This window comes from Enterococcus sp. DIV0682 (assembly GCF_051712685.1).
In the GTDB taxonomy this organism is placed as follows: domain Bacteria; phylum Bacillota; class Bacilli; order Lactobacillales; family Enterococcaceae; genus Enterococcus; species Enterococcus faecalis.
Window position 1 is genome coordinate 2,305,995 of record NZ_JBIOPK010000001.1, and the last position, 16,165, is coordinate 2,322,159.

The 16,165-nt window shown below is 35.8% G+C and carries 20 protein-coding genes; all 20 read right to left on the reverse strand.

The genetic code is table 11. The annotated features are described in order from the left end of the window. Window positions 1–282: 282 nt before the first annotated feature. Entirely contained in the window at window positions 283–1,542 is a 1,260-nt protein-coding gene (locus tag IGK96_RS11075) for a LysM peptidoglycan-binding domain-containing protein (RefSeq protein ID WP_113821090.1), read from the reverse strand. Window positions 1,543–1,554: 12 nt separating this feature from the next. After that, complete coding sequence (locus IGK96_RS11080) at window positions 1,555–1,935, reverse strand: phage holin family protein (RefSeq protein ID WP_010706839.1); 381 nt, start codon at window positions 1,933–1,935, stop codon at window positions 1,555–1,557. A 10-nt stretch (window positions 1,936–1,945) separates the two neighbouring features. After that, window positions 1,946–2,068 carry an XkdX family protein gene (locus IGK96_RS11085; protein ID WP_002368228.1) on the reverse strand — a complete coding sequence of 41 codons (123 nt, stop codon included), beginning with the start codon at window positions 2,066–2,068 and terminating at the stop codon, window positions 1,946–1,948. 1 nt (window position 2,069) lies between these two features. Then, entirely contained in the window at window positions 2,070–2,465 is a 396-nt protein-coding gene (locus IGK96_RS11090; protein ID WP_113821091.1) for a hypothetical protein, read from the reverse strand. Between the two features lie 16 nt (window positions 2,466–2,481). Further along, complete coding sequence (locus IGK96_RS11095) at window positions 2,482–2,952, reverse strand: hypothetical protein (protein ID WP_113821092.1); 471 nt, start codon at window positions 2,950–2,952, stop codon at window positions 2,482–2,484. Further along, complete coding sequence (locus IGK96_RS11100) at window positions 2,952–3,239, reverse strand: collagen-like protein (protein ID WP_002365086.1); 288 nt, start codon at window positions 3,237–3,239, stop codon at window positions 2,952–2,954. The genes IGK96_RS11095 and IGK96_RS11100 overlap by 1 nt, the downstream gene beginning before the upstream one ends. Further along, entirely contained in the window at window positions 3,236–3,832 is a 597-nt protein-coding gene (locus tag IGK96_RS11105) for a hypothetical protein (protein WP_002365087.1), read from the reverse strand. The genes IGK96_RS11100 and IGK96_RS11105 overlap by 4 nt, the downstream gene beginning before the upstream one ends. After that, entirely contained in the window at window positions 3,825–4,706 is an 882-nt protein-coding gene (locus IGK96_RS11110) for a phage baseplate upper protein (protein WP_438756145.1), read from the reverse strand. The genes IGK96_RS11105 and IGK96_RS11110 overlap by 8 nt, the downstream gene beginning before the upstream one ends. Window positions 4,707–4,720: 14 nt before the next feature. After that, the gene (locus IGK96_RS11115) at window positions 4,721–7,447 is read right to left on the reverse strand and encodes a phage tail tip lysozyme (RefSeq protein WP_438756147.1); all 2,727 of its coding nucleotides are present in this window, start codon (window positions 7,445–7,447) and stop codon (window positions 4,721–4,723) included. Further along, the gene (locus IGK96_RS11120; RefSeq protein WP_002418624.1) at window positions 7,444–8,148 is read right to left on the reverse strand and encodes a phage tail protein; all 705 of its coding nucleotides are present in this window, start codon (window positions 8,146–8,148) and stop codon (window positions 7,444–7,446) included. Before IGK96_RS11120 ends, IGK96_RS11115 begins: the two co-directional genes overlap by 4 nt. A gap of 2 nt (window positions 8,149–8,150) precedes the next feature. Then, a complete protein-coding gene (locus tag IGK96_RS11125; protein ID WP_033781481.1) occupies window positions 8,151–10,448 on the reverse strand; it encodes a phage tail tape measure protein in 2,298 nt (765 codons plus the stop codon). Window positions 10,449–10,639: 191 nt separating this feature from the next. After that, window positions 10,640–11,095 carry a hypothetical protein gene (locus IGK96_RS11130; RefSeq protein WP_002380802.1) on the reverse strand — a complete coding sequence of 152 codons (456 nt, stop codon included), beginning with the start codon at window positions 11,093–11,095 and terminating at the stop codon, window positions 10,640–10,642. Further along, the gene (locus IGK96_RS11135; protein WP_002385663.1) at window positions 11,095–11,739 is read right to left on the reverse strand and encodes a major tail protein; all 645 of its coding nucleotides are present in this window, start codon (window positions 11,737–11,739) and stop codon (window positions 11,095–11,097) included. The genes IGK96_RS11130 and IGK96_RS11135 overlap by 1 nt, the downstream gene beginning before the upstream one ends. Continuing rightward, window positions 11,736–12,098, reverse strand: coding sequence for an HK97-gp10 family putative phage morphogenesis protein (locus tag IGK96_RS11140; protein ID WP_002385662.1), 363 nt, complete (start codon window positions 12,096–12,098; stop codon window positions 11,736–11,738). The genes IGK96_RS11135 and IGK96_RS11140 overlap by 4 nt, the downstream gene beginning before the upstream one ends. Next, on the reverse strand, window positions 12,088–12,426 hold the full coding sequence (locus IGK96_RS11145) for a hypothetical protein (protein WP_002385661.1): 339 nt from the start codon (window positions 12,424–12,426) through the stop codon (window positions 12,088–12,090). Before IGK96_RS11145 ends, IGK96_RS11140 begins: the two co-directional genes overlap by 11 nt. Continuing rightward, the gene (locus IGK96_RS11150) at window positions 12,416–12,742 is read right to left on the reverse strand and encodes a phage head closure protein (protein ID WP_002365100.1); all 327 of its coding nucleotides are present in this window, start codon (window positions 12,740–12,742) and stop codon (window positions 12,416–12,418) included. Before IGK96_RS11150 ends, IGK96_RS11145 begins: the two co-directional genes overlap by 11 nt. Further along, window positions 12,720–13,010, reverse strand: a complete 291-nt coding sequence (locus IGK96_RS11155; protein WP_002385660.1) for a head-tail connector protein — start codon at window positions 13,008–13,010, stop codon at window positions 12,720–12,722. The genes IGK96_RS11150 and IGK96_RS11155 overlap by 23 nt, the downstream gene beginning before the upstream one ends. After that, entirely contained in the window at window positions 13,003–14,367 is a 1,365-nt protein-coding gene (locus IGK96_RS11160) for a phage major capsid protein (protein WP_010711435.1), read from the reverse strand. The genes IGK96_RS11155 and IGK96_RS11160 overlap by 8 nt, the downstream gene beginning before the upstream one ends. Before the next feature lie 12 nt (window positions 14,368–14,379). Next, the gene (locus IGK96_RS11165) at window positions 14,380–14,952 is read right to left on the reverse strand and encodes an HK97 family phage prohead protease (RefSeq protein ID WP_002385658.1); all 573 of its coding nucleotides are present in this window, start codon (window positions 14,950–14,952) and stop codon (window positions 14,380–14,382) included. Then, window positions 14,924–16,150: a phage portal protein gene (locus IGK96_RS11170; RefSeq protein ID WP_002385657.1), complete on the reverse strand. Its 1,227-nt coding sequence runs from the start codon at window positions 16,148–16,150 to the stop codon at window positions 14,924–14,926. The genes IGK96_RS11165 and IGK96_RS11170 overlap by 29 nt, the downstream gene beginning before the upstream one ends. Between the last annotated feature and the right edge of the window lie 15 nt (window positions 16,151–16,165).

The window sequence follows — 16,165 nt, forward strand, 5'->3', positions numbered from 1 at the left end:
ATAAAAAGCCTAGACCCTTACACAACAAGGATTCTAGGCTCTATCTAACTAAATTATTTAGTTTCACGGTGTAATTTTTCTACAACACCATATTTAGACAGACTAGAACTCACAAGGGTTTGCGTAATATCATTTTAATTCAAATTAGCAAAATAGACTATAACAACAAGATAAAATCTACATCAAAAAATAAAAAAAGGCAAGCGAATAGACATGTAAAATATACTGAATAAACAAAAAAACCCTACCTCTCACAATGAGAAGTAGGGATTTGCTTATTTCTTAATAATTTAATGTTTGACCAGGATAAATCAAGTTAGGATTTGCTAATCCGTTTAATGTAGCTAAGGCTTGATAATTAGTGCCGAGTTTGGCTGCAATACTAGATAAATTATCGCCGTATTTAACCGTGTAGACATTGCTTGTTGCCGATCCATTGACTTTCAAAACTTGACCAGGATAAATAAGATTTGGATTAGCCAATCCATTTAATGCAGCCAATGTTTGATAATCTGTTCCGTATTGATAAGCAATGCTGGATAACGTTTCACCGTATTGTACCACATGAGTTGCTTCTGGTTGCTTATCAGGAACAACTGTTGCATCTGGTAATAGTTCAATATCGCCTTTACTAATCCACGATAAGATGCCTTCTAGCAACACTCTGCTTCCAGTTACTTCTTGCACTTTATAGCTGTTTCCTTTTACCCAATCTGGAATAGCTTCACCCGTAGCCCAAGCATCAACGCTAAATTTCACTTTAACCGTATCACCGACTTTAACATCGGAACTTGGCGTATTTTCAACTTCTTCCCCTACGTCAATTGCAGGAGTTTCTGTTTCTGGTTTGTCTGTTGCAGTATAACCATTATCAGTAATACCTGTTAAGTCTACGTTGCCATCTAACCCACCAGCAATATAAGTAGAAGTAAATTGCCAAATCCCGATACCATCCATACTTGGGAAATAAGCATACAATGGTTCTGGCGTTACCTCATAACTGGGATAGGCTGCAATCCATAAAGAATTAGGAAACTCTTTAATAATTCGCTGATAGTCCACATACTGCAACGTAAAAGGCTTGTATGAATAATACATTGGTGTATACCCTGCTTGTTTAATACGGCGCATACCATATAGGATTGTTTCCGTATTCGCGTTTACGTCAGAACTAGCGCCATGTTCAAAATCTAATGCGACAATGGAATTTTTAGGCGTTTGAATGCGTGGCAAGAAATAATCCATTGTTGTTTTCGCAATATCCATATTTCCCCAAGTGTCATACCAAATATAGGTATGCGCACGTTTACCTTGAGCAATGGCACTTGCTACTTGCGTTTTATATGTGTATTGTTCATAAATACCACTAGCGTTGTATCCACCAATTTGAGCAATAGCAAATTTGTCGTGCGCATAGCCAAAACGACCTTGTTCGCCTTGATAAATCGCCCAATCAACGCCTTGATCACCTTTTGCAGCAAATACGTTCAACGGTGTAACTGCTGTCAATGCTACAATAATCAACGTCACAATTTTTTTCATAAAGTCACCTTCCTATTTTTTATTTTTTAAATTTTTTATGAAATCTTCAAATAGTTCCGTAACTACTCCCATCTTCTGATAGTTCTCAAATATCGATTTAATTTCCATCATCAGATAGCCAACATACAGAACATATAACAGCCCCACACCAGCGCCACCAGGTACCAACGGTGCTAAGGGAATGAAAAAAAGCAGCAAGACAATACTTGCTACTTTCCTTAATATTCCGTTGATTCCTATTTTACTTTTAAACTCAATTTCTGGATTTATCTTGGCTGCGATAGTACCACTAATAAAATCAATAGTCATTGCAATGCAAATCAACATTAAAACATATACCGCTTTATGCTCTTGATCTACTACGAAACGTTCTAAAAAATCAAATACCGCCAAACCTAATTCCCTACTTTCCGACAATTTCTTTCGCTTCTTTTTCTGTAATGCAAAGTGGGACAAACTCCATTACTTGTTCATCTGTAAAACAGCCCCAGTCATACATCATTTTAATGTCATCAAATGTAAACATTTTATTCCACTCCTTCTGCTAATTTTTCATTAATTTCTTTTACTTGATTGGTTAATTGATTAATCGCAAGCATTGATTTTGCACTAATTTGCGCAAAATTATCTGCTTTCTTCGTTACTTCGGAAAGCTCTTTTTTTAAATTCATGTCATTAATCATAAGTTTTGAATTCAATTGTTTTAATTCCGCATTTTCGGCTTGTAATACCTCAATGTCGGTTGGTGGTGCTGGCTCTGGTTGTGGTGCATTTTCTGGATCATGAATCAATTGTGCGCCGTCATAACGCCAATTCATAAAATCAAACGGTTCTTTTTTTACTTCAAGCTCAATTGTGTTAGGCTGTTCCATTTTATGATACCCAGCTATATAACCAATTTTGTTTTCAATCCAAATTTTCATTGTTACTTAACCTCCTTTAATATTCAAAAATTTCAGTTAAAACTAATTTGTTATTTGGGGAAATAGAGTTCATTTCATGACCAGTAATCTGGTTTTCTCTTACATAAACATATTTCAAACCACGATTTACACCTCGCCAATCACTAATTTGTAAATTAATTCCAGCGCCGTTGTGGTAAGTGGCATGTGATTTAGGAATATGGAAATAGTGGAAAGTAGATTCTGACGCACTTCCACTTTCATACGCTTGGAAAACAAGTATCCATCCTGTTTGACAATCTGTTATTTTCTTTGACGGAGTCGCACTCTGATTAGCATATAACCCTAAAACTCCCGTCCATAGCGGAGTTTTTTGTGCTATTTTCTGATACGTAGCATCCGTATCTGCTTTAGTTGGATACGATTCAAGCCCATCAATAGCTGCAGTATGTGTTTTAAGATAGACTGGTTTTCCTTTTTCTTTTAATTGAACAATATCTGTTGTCATTACACTTCCCCTACCTTTTCAAATGTAATTGCTGGCAATCCATCTAGCTTTGTTTTATCTTCTTTAGACATCAAGCCATTTTTTATTGAGGTTGCAACGTCTGTCGTTGTAGCGTTTTGCCCTGCTGGACCTTGCGGACCAACATCTCCTTTATCTCCTTTTGGACCTTGTGGACCAGGGTCTCCCTTTTCACCTTTTAATACTTCCGGTTTCCCTTCCACGGCATTCCAATGTGTTTGAGGAAATACCTGTATTCCTCCTTGTTTTAATTTAACAATGTCTGTCATTGTACTTCGCCTACTTTCTCAAACGTAATATCAGGTATTCTGTCAATGGCTTCTTGAACTTTTTGGTCGACATATTGTTGATTCACTCCGCCGCCATCGCCGCCACCAGTTGCTGAAATCACACCATCTTCTGAAATAGAGATATTCGCTCCAGCAGTATAATTTTTCAGTTCTTCCAGTTTCAATTTTAGTTCAGTGGTGAAATTTTGATCTGTTTGTTTTACCGCAGACAACGTGCCGTCTTCTGCAATTTCTAACAGTTGGCCAACCTTTATTCCGCCCAGTTCGTCTGTGGTAGCGATTGGAAGAATATACACGCCTCCCTCGCCATTTGACAATCGTTGAAACATTTCAGAAGTGATAATACCGTCTGTTTCTTCTGTCGCATAAGGAAGTTCTGTCAGTGCATTTTCTAAGCCTAAATCTGCTTTAGTGATAATTACTGCCCCAGTATATCCATTAACAGATAATACTTTTGATTGACCCGCAATAATTTTTTCTAATCCTCGAACAGCGGATACATGTGTAATAGGATAAAACTGACGTTCCACGCCATTTTCTTCGGTTTCCATCATTCGTTTTACTTTAACCACTTATTTCACCCACTTTTTCAAACGCATAAGCGTTCTGTTTTGTATCATCAACTGTTGCGATAACCAATGCTCCATCGGACACAGGATAATCAACAGTGCCAACAATTTCTGTTTCATGATTTAGCGAAAAAGCATCATCTTGTAAAATAATCAAGTCACTTATTTCGCCATATTCTAACGTATATAAGCGTTTCTCTAATTTCTGATACAAATATTCCATATCTGCCAATAAACGTTCAGAAATTGAATTATGGCGCACTCCTTGAATGTCTACACGTGCATCCATTAGTTCTGCTAACATTGTTCCGCCTGGATCAACAGTTTTTAAAATATCTTTGATTGATTCGAACCAGGAAGTGAAATCTGTTTTTTGCGCATCTCGCCATGCTTCGAACTCTTCTTTTCTAGCATTCATCCAATCAGTAAAATCGCCCTTATTTTCGTTGATAAAAGCGTTCATGTCCGCGATTAAATCTTCAATGGACTGCCAATAAGAACCCATTTCACCTTCTGTTTTCGAAACAGCATTCACTACAAAGTAAGAAAAGTTTTGCGTTGAACCGATTAAATTGTCGCCTTTGTAAATACTAAAATAAGCTTCTTGTCTGTGTAACGACTGCATAGAATATTCATCAAAGGTATACTGAATAATTCCTTTTTTAGCATCTATAATTTTTGCTGCTCGTTGAATCGGGAATTTATTATTAATAATTGACTCTAAAAAAACTTTGCAGAGACTTAAGTCTAACGGCAAAGCATTTTCTACAATATTTACTTCTAAGACTTCTGTGTTCTTATTCCCTTGACGTACATTAATAATACCGACATAGTTGTATGGTTCGGTTGTACTTAGCGTTGCTTGCCATTTAACCATTTGTGCACTCCTTTCTAAAAATTAATTACATCACGTGGATTGATTCGTTGCCACTGTGCGCCTTTCCACACTTCAAAATGAAGATGAATACCTTTAGCAAGCCCAGTGGAACCCATTATCCCAACACGTGAATTGGTCGTTACTTTATCGCCTATAGCTAAATCAACAGAATTTAAGTGACCGTAATAGGTCCAATAACCATCATCGTGTTTAATTACAACATAATTTCCTCCAGTTCCATCATAAGTAACAGTTTCTACTGTGCCACTACGTGCCACATAAACAGGCGGCGTACTTCCAGCAGGAACTGAAGCAATATCGATTCCGCCATGAATAACGTTCGTTCCCCAGCCAATTTGATCCCACTCTTGCGTAATCGTATAGCTAGATCGTACAGGATTCATCCACGTTGGATTGCTAGGTTGCAACCCATGCAATTTGTTATACCAGTAAATCGCCATATCAATCCGCTCTGGATGTGTAACTGCTGGTCGCTCAAAGTTGGCTTCAAAAGCCATCGTAGCTGTTCCTATATCTGTTAATGCTTTAAATTGTGCAACGGAATATGGATAAGCAGAAGTAGGAATATACTGTCCGTTGTGCATATGCCAGTCCAGTAATTGAAGTTGCGTATTAATGTTTCGATAGTCACCACTAATACCAGCTTGTGCCAATAAACGTTGAACATATGCACGACCACTTTCACCAGCTACAGGTGATGTCCACTGAACTAAACCATAGCCAGGACCGCCACCGCCTTCGTCAATGTCTGGCATAATTCCAGATTCTTGTTCCATATTTCCTAAAATACCTGCAGTTGCTTGTTCGCTATAACCTTTAGATTTTAAGAACTGCCAAACCGCCCAAGCGTTTTTCTCTTTTTCAGTAGTCAATTCTGGAGGTGTACCGCTACCAGTTCCACCAGTACCGCTTCCTGGTATAACTTCTTTACCTCCAACATATAATTTATCGAATTTACCAATAGTTCCTTTTAAAATACCACTAATATCTACTTCATTAGAAACACTGAAATTACCTTTGTGCGACCAGCTAGCATAACTATTCACTTTCCTATTGTCTGGATGAACATCTGCTGGTATTTGAATAATTGGAACTGATTGCCCCTCATTATTTTTACTAATCGTATTGATCGAAAAAATGTAACCATGTTTTTGTCTAACAGCGAAACCATTAGCTTTTTTTCCACTTCCATCATACGTAGCCTTAATGTCACCAAATAATTCACCATGAACATCTTTTAGGCCTGTGCTTACTCTTTTACGTTCAAATGCTACCTTTCCACCTTCAACCACAACTTGGAAATCTTTATCATCTAACGTTTTTAAAGCCACACCTTGTACTAAAATCCCTGTCAAAATTCCTGCTGTAATAAAATTAGCAACAATTGAGCCATCTTGAGTAATTGCCGTTTCAAATGGTCCATTTACACCGCTATTTGAATACCCAAGACCTCCTAGGTTCCAACGCCATACTTTTTTTGCATCATTCGCATTTAGTCTGTCCATAATTAAAATTTCTTCTGGTGCATCTTTAGGACGAAAACGAACATAGCCACCTTTTGTTCCTGTTATCCATTGAGTAGCGTTCACGATAGCATTCTGTAAATCCTCACTCTTTACTTCAAGATTTTTAGTTATTTGATTAACTGCAGTATTTACTGAATCTGTGTAAGATTTTATTTCGTTTCCTAGTACGATATTTTTATACTTACCTAAAGTAGGAAACCAAGTACACTCTGTCACTCTTTCTTTTACCCCAGTTATTCCGTTGTATTCAATATCGCAATACACAGTGTCCCCAAAATTCAATTTCATTATCTTACCGTAAAGTTTTTGATACTCTATAGTATTTTCTAAAGTAACCATATTGATTTCATGTGTTACTTTTGGTTCATGGATTCGTTCTTTGTCAAAAAGTGATTGTCCCCATTTTTTTAATTCCTCTACAGTTTTACATTCGCTATTGGTCCTACTAGTAATACGTCTATTTTCATCGGTTACCCCTTTTGTTTCTAAAAAAGCAAAGGTTATTGGCTCTTGATCTTCGTTATAATTAATATCTTCAGGTGTTCCACCAATTAAATAGAGACTGTTGGATACATTTAAGTCATCCACAGTCTCTTTTATTGATTCTAAATTAACACCTAAATCTATTCTAAAACCATTATCTTCACCAATTCTGTCTTTTAGTATAAGTCTGTAGTTATCCATATCTAGTTCGCCAGAAGTTACACCTGCTAAATTTTCATTACCGTTATTTTGCCCAATAATAGCCGATATTGGATTTACTTCTTTTGCGGTAAATTGATGTTTGGAATTGATATTACTTTCATAGATAAAAGGTTGCTTAAATGCTAAATTCGCTTTTAAGTTTTCCATAATTTGATTACCAGTACCATTAGCAGTATATGCCATTTGAATAAAGTTACGATTTGCCTCATACCCTAAATGTAGAGCTTTGATTGAAACAGAATGTAAATTTTTATCAACTGATTTTATTCTGAAATACTGCCATGAATCATTAGAAACTAAAGCTTTTATATAATAACCTTTCTTTAAATATTCTTTATTTTCACCGACTAATGAATAATTACCGTAAAAAGAATATTCACTATTCAATGAACGAGTTATTTCAGGGTCATCAGCCCAATCTAATAGAGGGATGCCATTTTCGGATAAATCTTTTGGTACTTTTTCATAAATGTAAATTGGATTAATCAAAAATATACACTCCTCACCTTTATTTTTATACTTGAAACACTTCCAGTTACCTTTACTTTGTTAGTTCCTGGTGTCATTCGTATCCAGTTTCCTTTTGTTCGTTGAATTCTTCCCTCATGTAAGCAAACAGCTAGTTCATTATCTAATGATAACAAGCCAGCAGGTGTATTTATTAAAATCAAAGTATTTTTACCACAAGTAATACTGATGTCACCGCCAGTAGATTGAATTTCAAATAAAGGGAAGCAAATTTCATCCCCATGATTGGTAATGTCATTCTCTCCTTTTTTTAGACTGACAAATTCTTCATTTACTTTTCTCTTTAGAGGTTCACAACGAAAATTTATTTCAAAAGTATAAAAAGTTCCCCACTCATTTGTGTATTCAACTTCATTACTAACATTGCATACCGCGTTAACATACAGGTTTTCATTATTATGTGTGATTAATTCTGACTTGCCACTAAGCCATCGTTTCACTTCCGCTAATCGGTCATAACTAACACTGACGTCTTTAATTTTGAAATCAAACGGTTCATAATCACCAAACCATTCATTCAATACCCTGTTACTACCTACAATAGTTATCTCGTTATATCTTGGTTTAGCGACAATTTCAGGCAATTCAGATTCAATAATTAAACCATAATCTATAAGAGCATTCGCTCCTTTCCATACAAAATTAGGCGTATATCTATCCATTTTTACACATCCCCTGTCGCTAAATTATTCCAAACATTCGCTTGAAACATTTTCCTGTTCAAACGATTAATTTCACTCGGATTATTTGCATCTACTTGGCCAATATGAACATGTTGCTCAATAGTGTTGCCACCTTTCAAAGCACCACCAATTCCACGAGCTTTTTCTTCTGGTGACAATGGAGTTACTGTTGTCTTGCCGTTTTTAGCGGTTAATAGTTCAGGACCAGCTTCACCAACAATGGCTTGACCATTTAGAATCGTTCCACCTTCTGCTAAATAAGGAATTTTTCCAATATGAAATCCTTTACCGCCAATTCCTGGCACCCATTTAGGTATTTTTATATTATTTAATCCACCAATAAATCCATTGATTAACGTAATCATGGCATTGATTGGAGCTTTAGCTACTGCAGCGATACCTTCAAAAATACCACCAAAAATGTCAACAACACCTTGCCACGCTCTTGACCAGTCTCCAGTAAATACTCCCGTTACAAAATCAACGATACCGCCAAAAATACGCTTAATTGCATTTACATAATCGCCAATAATTTTTGCAGCCCCATCCATGGCACCACCAATAAATCCTGTGATGAAATCAAAAGTAGATTTTGTCGTATCTTTCAAAACATTAAATACACCAACCACAATATCTTTAATTACTTTAAAGGAGGTATTGATAAAATCCCTAAACCAACCGATTTTATTATATGCAACTACGATTGCAGCTACCCAAGCGGCAACCGCCGCAATTACTAAACCAATTGGCGACGCAATAAAAGCAATAACTGGAATCAAACTACTAATGGAACTAGCAAGTGTTCCTAAAACTACTAATACTGGACCGATAGCAGCCACAACACCAGCTATTTTCAGTATGGTTTGCTTTTGACTATCTGTTAAACTTCCAAACCATTCTGAAACTTTTTTTATTGCATCCGTTGCAGCTTGAAATGCTGGTAATAATGCTATTTGTACTTGTTCTCCAAGTTCACCCATTGCTATTTTAAATTGATTTTGTGCCAACTTTGCTTGGTCAATTGGATCAAGAATATCACTAAACGTCTGATCCACAGTGCCAGCTGCGTTTTTTGCTGAATCTGCTAAACCATCCATTGACAACGCTCCGCTATCAATAGCTTCTACCATTTTTGAAGCAGCTTTAGTTCCAAAAACTTCACTAGCAATAGTGAGTTTTTCTTGTTCAGTTGTGGCCCCTTTAATAGATTCAATAGTTCCGCTAAGCCCTTCTTGCATGGTTTTATTATCTTTCGCATATACGACACTAGCTTTTGCCAAATAGCCAAGAGTTCCTGCTGAATCAATACCAGCTTTTTCCATTTGACCTATTAACATAGTTGATTCAGAAAAACCAAGTCCCATAGCTTTGAGTTGGGGCGCACCTCTATTTACGGCATCAAATAACTGATCTACCCCTACTCCAGTATCTTGGCTAGTTTTAGATACTGAATCTAAAATCATTGGCAAATCCTCAATAGACAACCTAAAAAGGTCCATTGATTTTTTTGCATTAATAGTTGATTGAGAAACATCTGAGCCATTAATTTCTGAAAATTTAAGCATTCGGCCTGTTGTATCTTCCAATTGCTTATCCATTAAGCCAAATTGAGTATTTACTTCACCAATACCAGTTGATATATCTTGCATATCCGCGGGTATTTGACCTGCTACTGTTTTAAAACTGGCTTGTAAAGATTCTAGCTGACTACCAGTAGCCCCTGTTGCTGTTGTTATATTATCCAAACATTCATCTAATTCTTTGAATGCGGCAATAGAAGCAGCACCAATTCCCATAATTGGTGCTGTTAATCCAACAGACAGTTTTTGCCCAACTGATTTAATTTTGTTTCCAGCTTTTTCAATTTTGGCTAGTTTTTCAGCTGTTTTTATTGATAAATTACCTTGCTCTTTCAAAGCTTCATTGGTACTTTGCAATGCAGAACGCAGTTTATTTTCACCTGTTTCGGATTCCAATAAACGCTTATACAGCTTTTGTGATTGCTCTGAATATTCACCAGTTTCTTTTACTGATTTTTCGTATTCCTCACGTAATAATTTTGTTCTTTGTTCAGCTAAAGATAATTGTTTTTCTAATTTTTTCTTTGTAGCTGTTAATTTTTCAGTTTGAGTTGCATTTTTATCCATTGCGGATACCTGGTTTTTGTACTCGGTAGCCGCTAAGTTCATTTCTTTATTAATGTCTTTAATTGTTCGTGAATAGTTTATTTCTCCATTCATCTTAAAATTTAAGACAACATCGGATTCTTGTTTTGACACGTTAGCGCTCCTTCCCTACCACCAAGGACTTTTATCCATTGTCACACTTCTGGGTGGTTCAAACTCCGTATTACTTACTAACCACTGAATATATGACTTAAGCCACAAGTTGGGAGTTGCTTTTAAAAAGAAGTCCTCACTCCATCCCAAAAGAGTGAGAGCTACATATAAATAAAAAGCCCACGGCGTTCCTATTTCCGTTGAGGCTTTTTCTTTTTGTTTTTCCTTTTTTTCGGAGTTTGATAATCTTGTGGCTTCTTGGATTTTTTTAAGTCTTCAACTTGAAAATTCTGCTTTGCAAATATTTCCATACATGCACCATAAATTTCAACAATTGTGGCACTCATACCTAAAAACTTAAAAATGGTTTCTGGCGTTTCTTCCAATCCACCAGTTCTTAGCATGCCGTAAATCAATGCACGCATAATTTTTAAATCAGAAGCTGATAAATCTTTTGATGAAATACGACCACCACTCTTGTTAATCATTTCATTCATATCTGCTTCAAATTTTGAATAGTCATCATCATAAACATCAGCAATATACTCCATTGTTTCCATCGTTAACAAAATGGGAAACTGATGCCCTTGAATAGTAACTGTGGGTGTATCTGAAATAACAATCCCATAATCCGCTAATTTTGCCATTATTCACTGCCACCTCCACGTGAAGGACCTGCTAGTTTCTTCCATTGTTCTTCGTCATAAACAGGTTGTGCGATAAATTTTTCAAATAGTTCTATTGAAGCACTATCCCGATTAGAATCAAAACTTGAATACATAACATTATTGTATGTTAAACCAGTTGAAACAAAGTTAGCAGTTACATCATCAATTTTGGTTTCATCTTCTGCAGTAGTGTATTCTTCATCAATAACATTTGATAACTGCGTTTTAGGATACCAAACAGCTTTTTTTCCACCATTTTCAATATTTCCGATAAACCCAAAGGCAAAATAAGGAAATTCTCGCGCAGTGTTTTTACCAAAAGTCACTCCACTTTGAGCGATTAATCCTTTTATTTCATCCATCACCGCAATAGGAATGCCCACATGATCTAGCGCAATTTCATGTTTCGTTTCACGACTTACGCGTCGGAACATTTTACTTGATGCCCATTTTTCTAAAGCTGTTCCATTTCCTTTAATTCCCAATTTTGTGGCTATTGGCAAACGAACAACCTCGCCAAATGCTGGTTCTGTACCTACTGCATCTTTTGTGGTCATCATGGCAATTAAGATGTCATCTAAGCCTTCAAAATAATACACATCTTGTTTTCCCAATTTACTCATCCTTTCCATAAATCTAATATTTGTTGAGTCATAATTTTTTCAATTTGATCTTTATTTTGTTCAAATGTTCCACTGGCAAAATGTTGCGCTTTTTGATTTACTGTTCCATTTTCAGCGAATCGCCAATAAAAAGCTGTATCTTCAAAAGCTACTTGTACTTCATTATCTTTAATATTTACTTTCACTTGATCAACCATGTGCTTCTTTTTTAGAAGCGATTTAGGTATATTGGGTAGTAATTTTTCCATATAAAAATTAGCTGCAGCGGTTAATGATTCTATTGATAATTTTGTCGCATCTACTTGCGAAAGCTTTCCTAAATAGTCTGCCATATCTGCAAAACCATTATTATTTTCCATCTTCAATACACCTCACATATGTGTAAAAATTTGTCACAGTATCATCATTTTCATCGCCTTGAATGCCTACAAAATCAGTGTAAGGAATACCAGCTTCCTCCAATGCATTTTCTAAAGCAATTAAATCCTTTTCAGTACCTGTTGTATAAAAAGAGATTTGATAGTAGGGCATTCGTCTATGCACTTTAGACGATGCCATTTTTTTACCTTGACTAACATTTGAATAAACAATATATGGATAGTCCGTTCCTTTTTCCGCTTTATCACGTGTCACAGGTACGCCTACTGATTTCAGAGTTATTCTCAATTTTTCAAAACTAATCGACATAAGCCAAACTCAACTCCATTTCTCGTTTATCCATATTTGTGTAAATACGAGTGATTTTATAGGTCACAGAATCGATTCTAACAGCGCTAAACTTTTCTGTGATAGATTTATCCAATCTCACTTTAATCCGTCTGACAACGTCTGTTTTGGCTTGCTGTGAAAGATATTTTTCTTGTGCAGTTACTCCAATATCTTCGTACCATAAAAGCCTATTAAGTTTATAGGTCGTAACTACTTTATCGTTCGAATCTGTTTCTTCTTTTACATTTAGCAAGTCCGCTTTCCATCGAAACCTATTCGTCTGCCTCTTCGGCATGTTGAATCACTCCTTGGATGATAAATGGCGTGATCGCATTCAACGCCTTATCTAATTCATCTTCTGAAACACGATATTCATAAGCAATACCAGCAACCATCAAAATTAAATATTCTTCTTGCCCTCCAGTTGCAGTTTTTACATAATTTTTTGCCATATTTAAATAAAAAGAGAGCATGGAATCATCCATCCCCTCTTCAAAATGAATATGTGCTTTGAATTTTTCTTCTAAAGATAATGTTTCAGCTTCGTTATTCACATTAACCACCTACTGGTTTTGTAATTTCATAACGATAAACAGCTGGCTCGAATGGTGAGTAAACTAATTGGCCATCTAACAAGTTGTAAATTTGGAAACCAACTTGATTTTTTCCAGAGAATTTTTCAACCAATTTTTGAATTTCTAACGCTCCAATAACTTCTTGAATTTTGAAAGCAGAAAAATCACCAAAATATAATACTGGTGTATCTGGTTCACCTTTTTTATCTGCTGCATCGGTCCAATCAACTGGATAACCAACTAATTGATAACCAATACCACCTTCTGCTTGCGTGAATGGTCGTAACAATGGGAATCCATCATCTGTTTTCATTTTTTCAATAGCAGTTAAAGCTGCACGATTAATAATAAAACGACCTTTTTTCATTACTTCTGTTACTGGTGTATTTTTAAATTCAATCAATGCATCATATAATTTTTGACCAGCACCTGCAGCTGTTAAATCTACAGGTTTTTCAAATGCAACAGCTTTTTTAGCTAAAGCTCCTGGGTTTTCATTTCCTGCATCGTCGCCATTAAACATATAATTAATTTCTTTGCGAACATATGCTTTTTTCAATTCTTCTACAACAATATCTTCTACTGGCACACCAGACATTTTTAATAGTTTTTTCGTTACAGTTGCCAATGCATCAAATTCTGCTGGATCAAGTAAAATTTCGTCAAATTGAATCGCTGTTTCAGCAATATCTGTCGTACGTTCTTTTTTGTTTACATTAGCCTCTGCTTTTTTCACAAGAATTGGATATTTCACATCGCCAGCCGTGCGAATCACTGTTCCGTATTTACGCAATAAGTTTTCTTCTTGAGCATAAGAAATCACTTCGGATGCAATTACTTCTGGTACTGTCACTGAACCATTGCCTGTTTCAATACCTAATGCACGTGCTTCACTTTCTGAAATATTACCAATAACAAAATCAGCAAATGCTTTACGAATTTGTTTTTCACGTTGTTCATTAGACATCGCATTTCTAGCCTCCATTCCTTCATGAATTGTGCGTAACAAGCCATCACGCTGTTCTTGGCTAATCATGCCGCCACGATTTTCTTCGTTTTTATCATCGTTGTTTCCGTTCGTATCTTTCTCACGATCTTCTTTATTTTCATCATCAGTATTATCAGATTTAGCGGTTCCGTCATCGCCTTCACCATCACCAGATTCTGAATTATCATCCCCTAATTCAGCTTTAATGGCTTTTAATTCATCGATTAAACCATCAATTTCTTCATTAACTGAATCTAAATCTACTTCACGCACTTCTCCAGATTCAATTTTGCCTTGTAAATCACTTAATCGTTTCTCGTGACGAGCTTGTAATTGACGCAATAATTCTTTGTTCATAATAAATTCCTCCTACGCTTCAAGCGCTGTTTTGATTTTTTCAATTAATTTTTTTCTAGTTTTAATATCTTGCTTCATTTCTTGTTTGTTTCTTGATAGTGCTGCTTCTGTATCTTCATAAGCAGGTAAAGAAACAATAGAAACTTCATACAATTCGACTTCATGGATAGTTCTTAAAACTGGGTCTGAACTATAATCCCAAGTTTCTTCCGTTGGATAAAAACCAAAGCTACACTGATTAATGTCCCCACGTGACATTGATTGAATCAAGTCATTGGCAACGGTTGTATTGGGCAACTCAACTTCAAATCGTAGTCCCTTATCATCTTCTTCAAGTTTCAAAGTTCCACTTCTTGTGCGCCCTAATACTTTGCCCCAGTCATGATCGAATAAACAACGAACATCAGAATTTGACAAAGCACGACTGAAAGCTCCAGGCTTAATCACTTCATTTAGGCCTTCCCATAATTCTGTTGGACTATTAAACACCGCCGCATAGCCAGTAACAATCTGTGTTTGACTATCTTCTTCGCTTCTTGTTTTAAGGTTTGTGATGTCAAATGTCCGAATTTCCTGTTTCTTCATTCTTACCACCTCCCTTCAAGTCATCCTCTGTTGTCAATGAATTATCGGTAGCATTCTTTTTGCCGATTTCCGTTAAATCATTTGAAATATAGACGGCTTGTGTTGCTTCAGTATTTTGTCTAGGAAAACCAAGCATTTCTGCCACATTATCAGGACTGGTAATACCTGTTCGAACAATGTTGTACCCAATATTTGTTTTGGTGGAATAAGGTACAAAGTCCAAAATATTAATTTTCCATTCCACTCGATAACCAGAATTAGGTACAAAAAAAAGAGCCGAGTAATGCTCGCTCTTATTTTTTAATATTGGTTTAATTGCTTTGTTGTGCAGATACATCATTGCTTTTTCAATATCTGTTCTCATTAATGCTTGATAAGTATTTACATCTATTCCTAAAAATTTTCCTAGGTCTTTTTTGTAAACACCCAAATAATTAAGAATAGCTGCATCATCAATTGGGCTTTTTAAAGTATCAATTGAGTATCCTTTGCCCAAAGGAATCATTTTAACTGAATGACTATCATTATCTTGCGTTTCTTCCAACTGATTTAAAATAGCTTTTACTATCTTTTGTTGAGCGCTGTTATTTGGATTGATATGCGCATCCAGCTTTAACAAGAAAGCGAGCAAGCCGCCTTTCTTATATTTTTCTGTCAAAACCTTTTCAGCACTTAAAACGCCTTCTAACGTGCTTTTTGCAAGATCAATAATTCCAGCACCTTTTAAGGAATCCACACCAATATTTTTTATATGACGAATCATACTCCCTGGTATTGGTTGGCCATTCATTGAAAATTTTTCAATCAAACGATCATCTAATTTCGTTTGAACACCATATCCTAAATGTAACTGGTCATTATCTGTAATAGGAAAAGCTTCTCCATTGATTAACAATGTATTTGTTTCAAGCTTTGCAAATTCAAAACCAGTTAAATAATCATTAGGATTTTTCAATATGTTTAGCAAGAAATGGTTTTTGACTTCTTCGCCATCAGGGCCAATCACTACTGGCTCTGCTAGTGCAACTTGATTAGAAATATCTTGTACCAATTCATAAACATCAGACGATTCCATAATAGAAGAATCGTTAACAAAACGTTGTGAATATCTTGTTACATTGCCATAAATATCTTCAATCCAGCCACGCTTTTCCAAAAATCCATATACAGCATTTGAAAGTCTATCTCTTAGCTTCAAAATCTCACCGCCTTT

Excerpts from the sequence above, each read along its gene's own strand:
- IGK96_RS11075 (WP_113821090.1), bottom strand. The coding sequence starts at position 1,542 with ATGAAAAAAATTGTGACGTTGATTATTGTAGCATTGACAGCAGTTACA.
- IGK96_RS11085 (WP_002368228.1), bottom strand. The coding sequence starts at position 2,068 with ATGTTTACATTTGATGACATTAAAATGATGTATGACTGGGGCTGTTTT.
- IGK96_RS11090 (WP_113821091.1), bottom strand. The coding sequence starts at position 2,465 with ATGAAAATTTGGATTGAAAACAAAATTGGTTATATAGCTGGGTATCAT.
- IGK96_RS11095 (WP_113821092.1), bottom strand. The coding sequence starts at position 2,952 with ATGACAACAGATATTGTTCAATTAAAAGAAAAAGGAAAACCAGTCTAT.
- IGK96_RS11100 (WP_002365086.1), bottom strand. The coding sequence starts at position 3,239 with ATGACAGACATTGTTAAATTAAAACAAGGAGGAATACAGGTATTTCCT.
- IGK96_RS11110 (WP_438756145.1), bottom strand. The coding sequence starts at position 4,706 with ATGGTTAAATGGCAAGCAACGCTAAGTACAACCGAACCATACAACTAT.
- IGK96_RS11120 (WP_002418624.1), bottom strand. The coding sequence starts at position 8,148 with ATGGATAGATATACGCCTAATTTTGTATGGAAAGGAGCGAATGCTCTT.
- IGK96_RS11130 (WP_002380802.1), bottom strand. The coding sequence starts at position 11,095 with ATGGCAAAATTAGCGGATTATGGGATTGTTATTTCAGATACACCCACA.
- IGK96_RS11135 (WP_002385663.1), bottom strand. The coding sequence starts at position 11,739 with ATGAGTAAATTGGGAAAACAAGATGTGTATTATTTTGAAGGCTTAGAT.
- IGK96_RS11140 (WP_002385662.1), bottom strand. The coding sequence starts at position 12,098 with ATGGAAAATAATAATGGTTTTGCAGATATGGCAGACTATTTAGGAAAG.
- IGK96_RS11145 (WP_002385661.1), bottom strand. The coding sequence starts at position 12,426 with ATGTCGATTAGTTTTGAAAAATTGAGAATAACTCTGAAATCAGTAGGC.
- IGK96_RS11150 (WP_002365100.1), bottom strand. The coding sequence starts at position 12,742 with ATGCCGAAGAGGCAGACGAATAGGTTTCGATGGAAAGCGGACTTGCTA.
- IGK96_RS11160 (WP_010711435.1), bottom strand. The coding sequence starts at position 14,367 with ATGAACAAAGAATTATTGCGTCAATTACAAGCTCGTCACGAGAAACGA.
- IGK96_RS11165 (WP_002385658.1), bottom strand. The coding sequence starts at position 14,952 with ATGAAGAAACAGGAAATTCGGACATTTGACATCACAAACCTTAAAACA.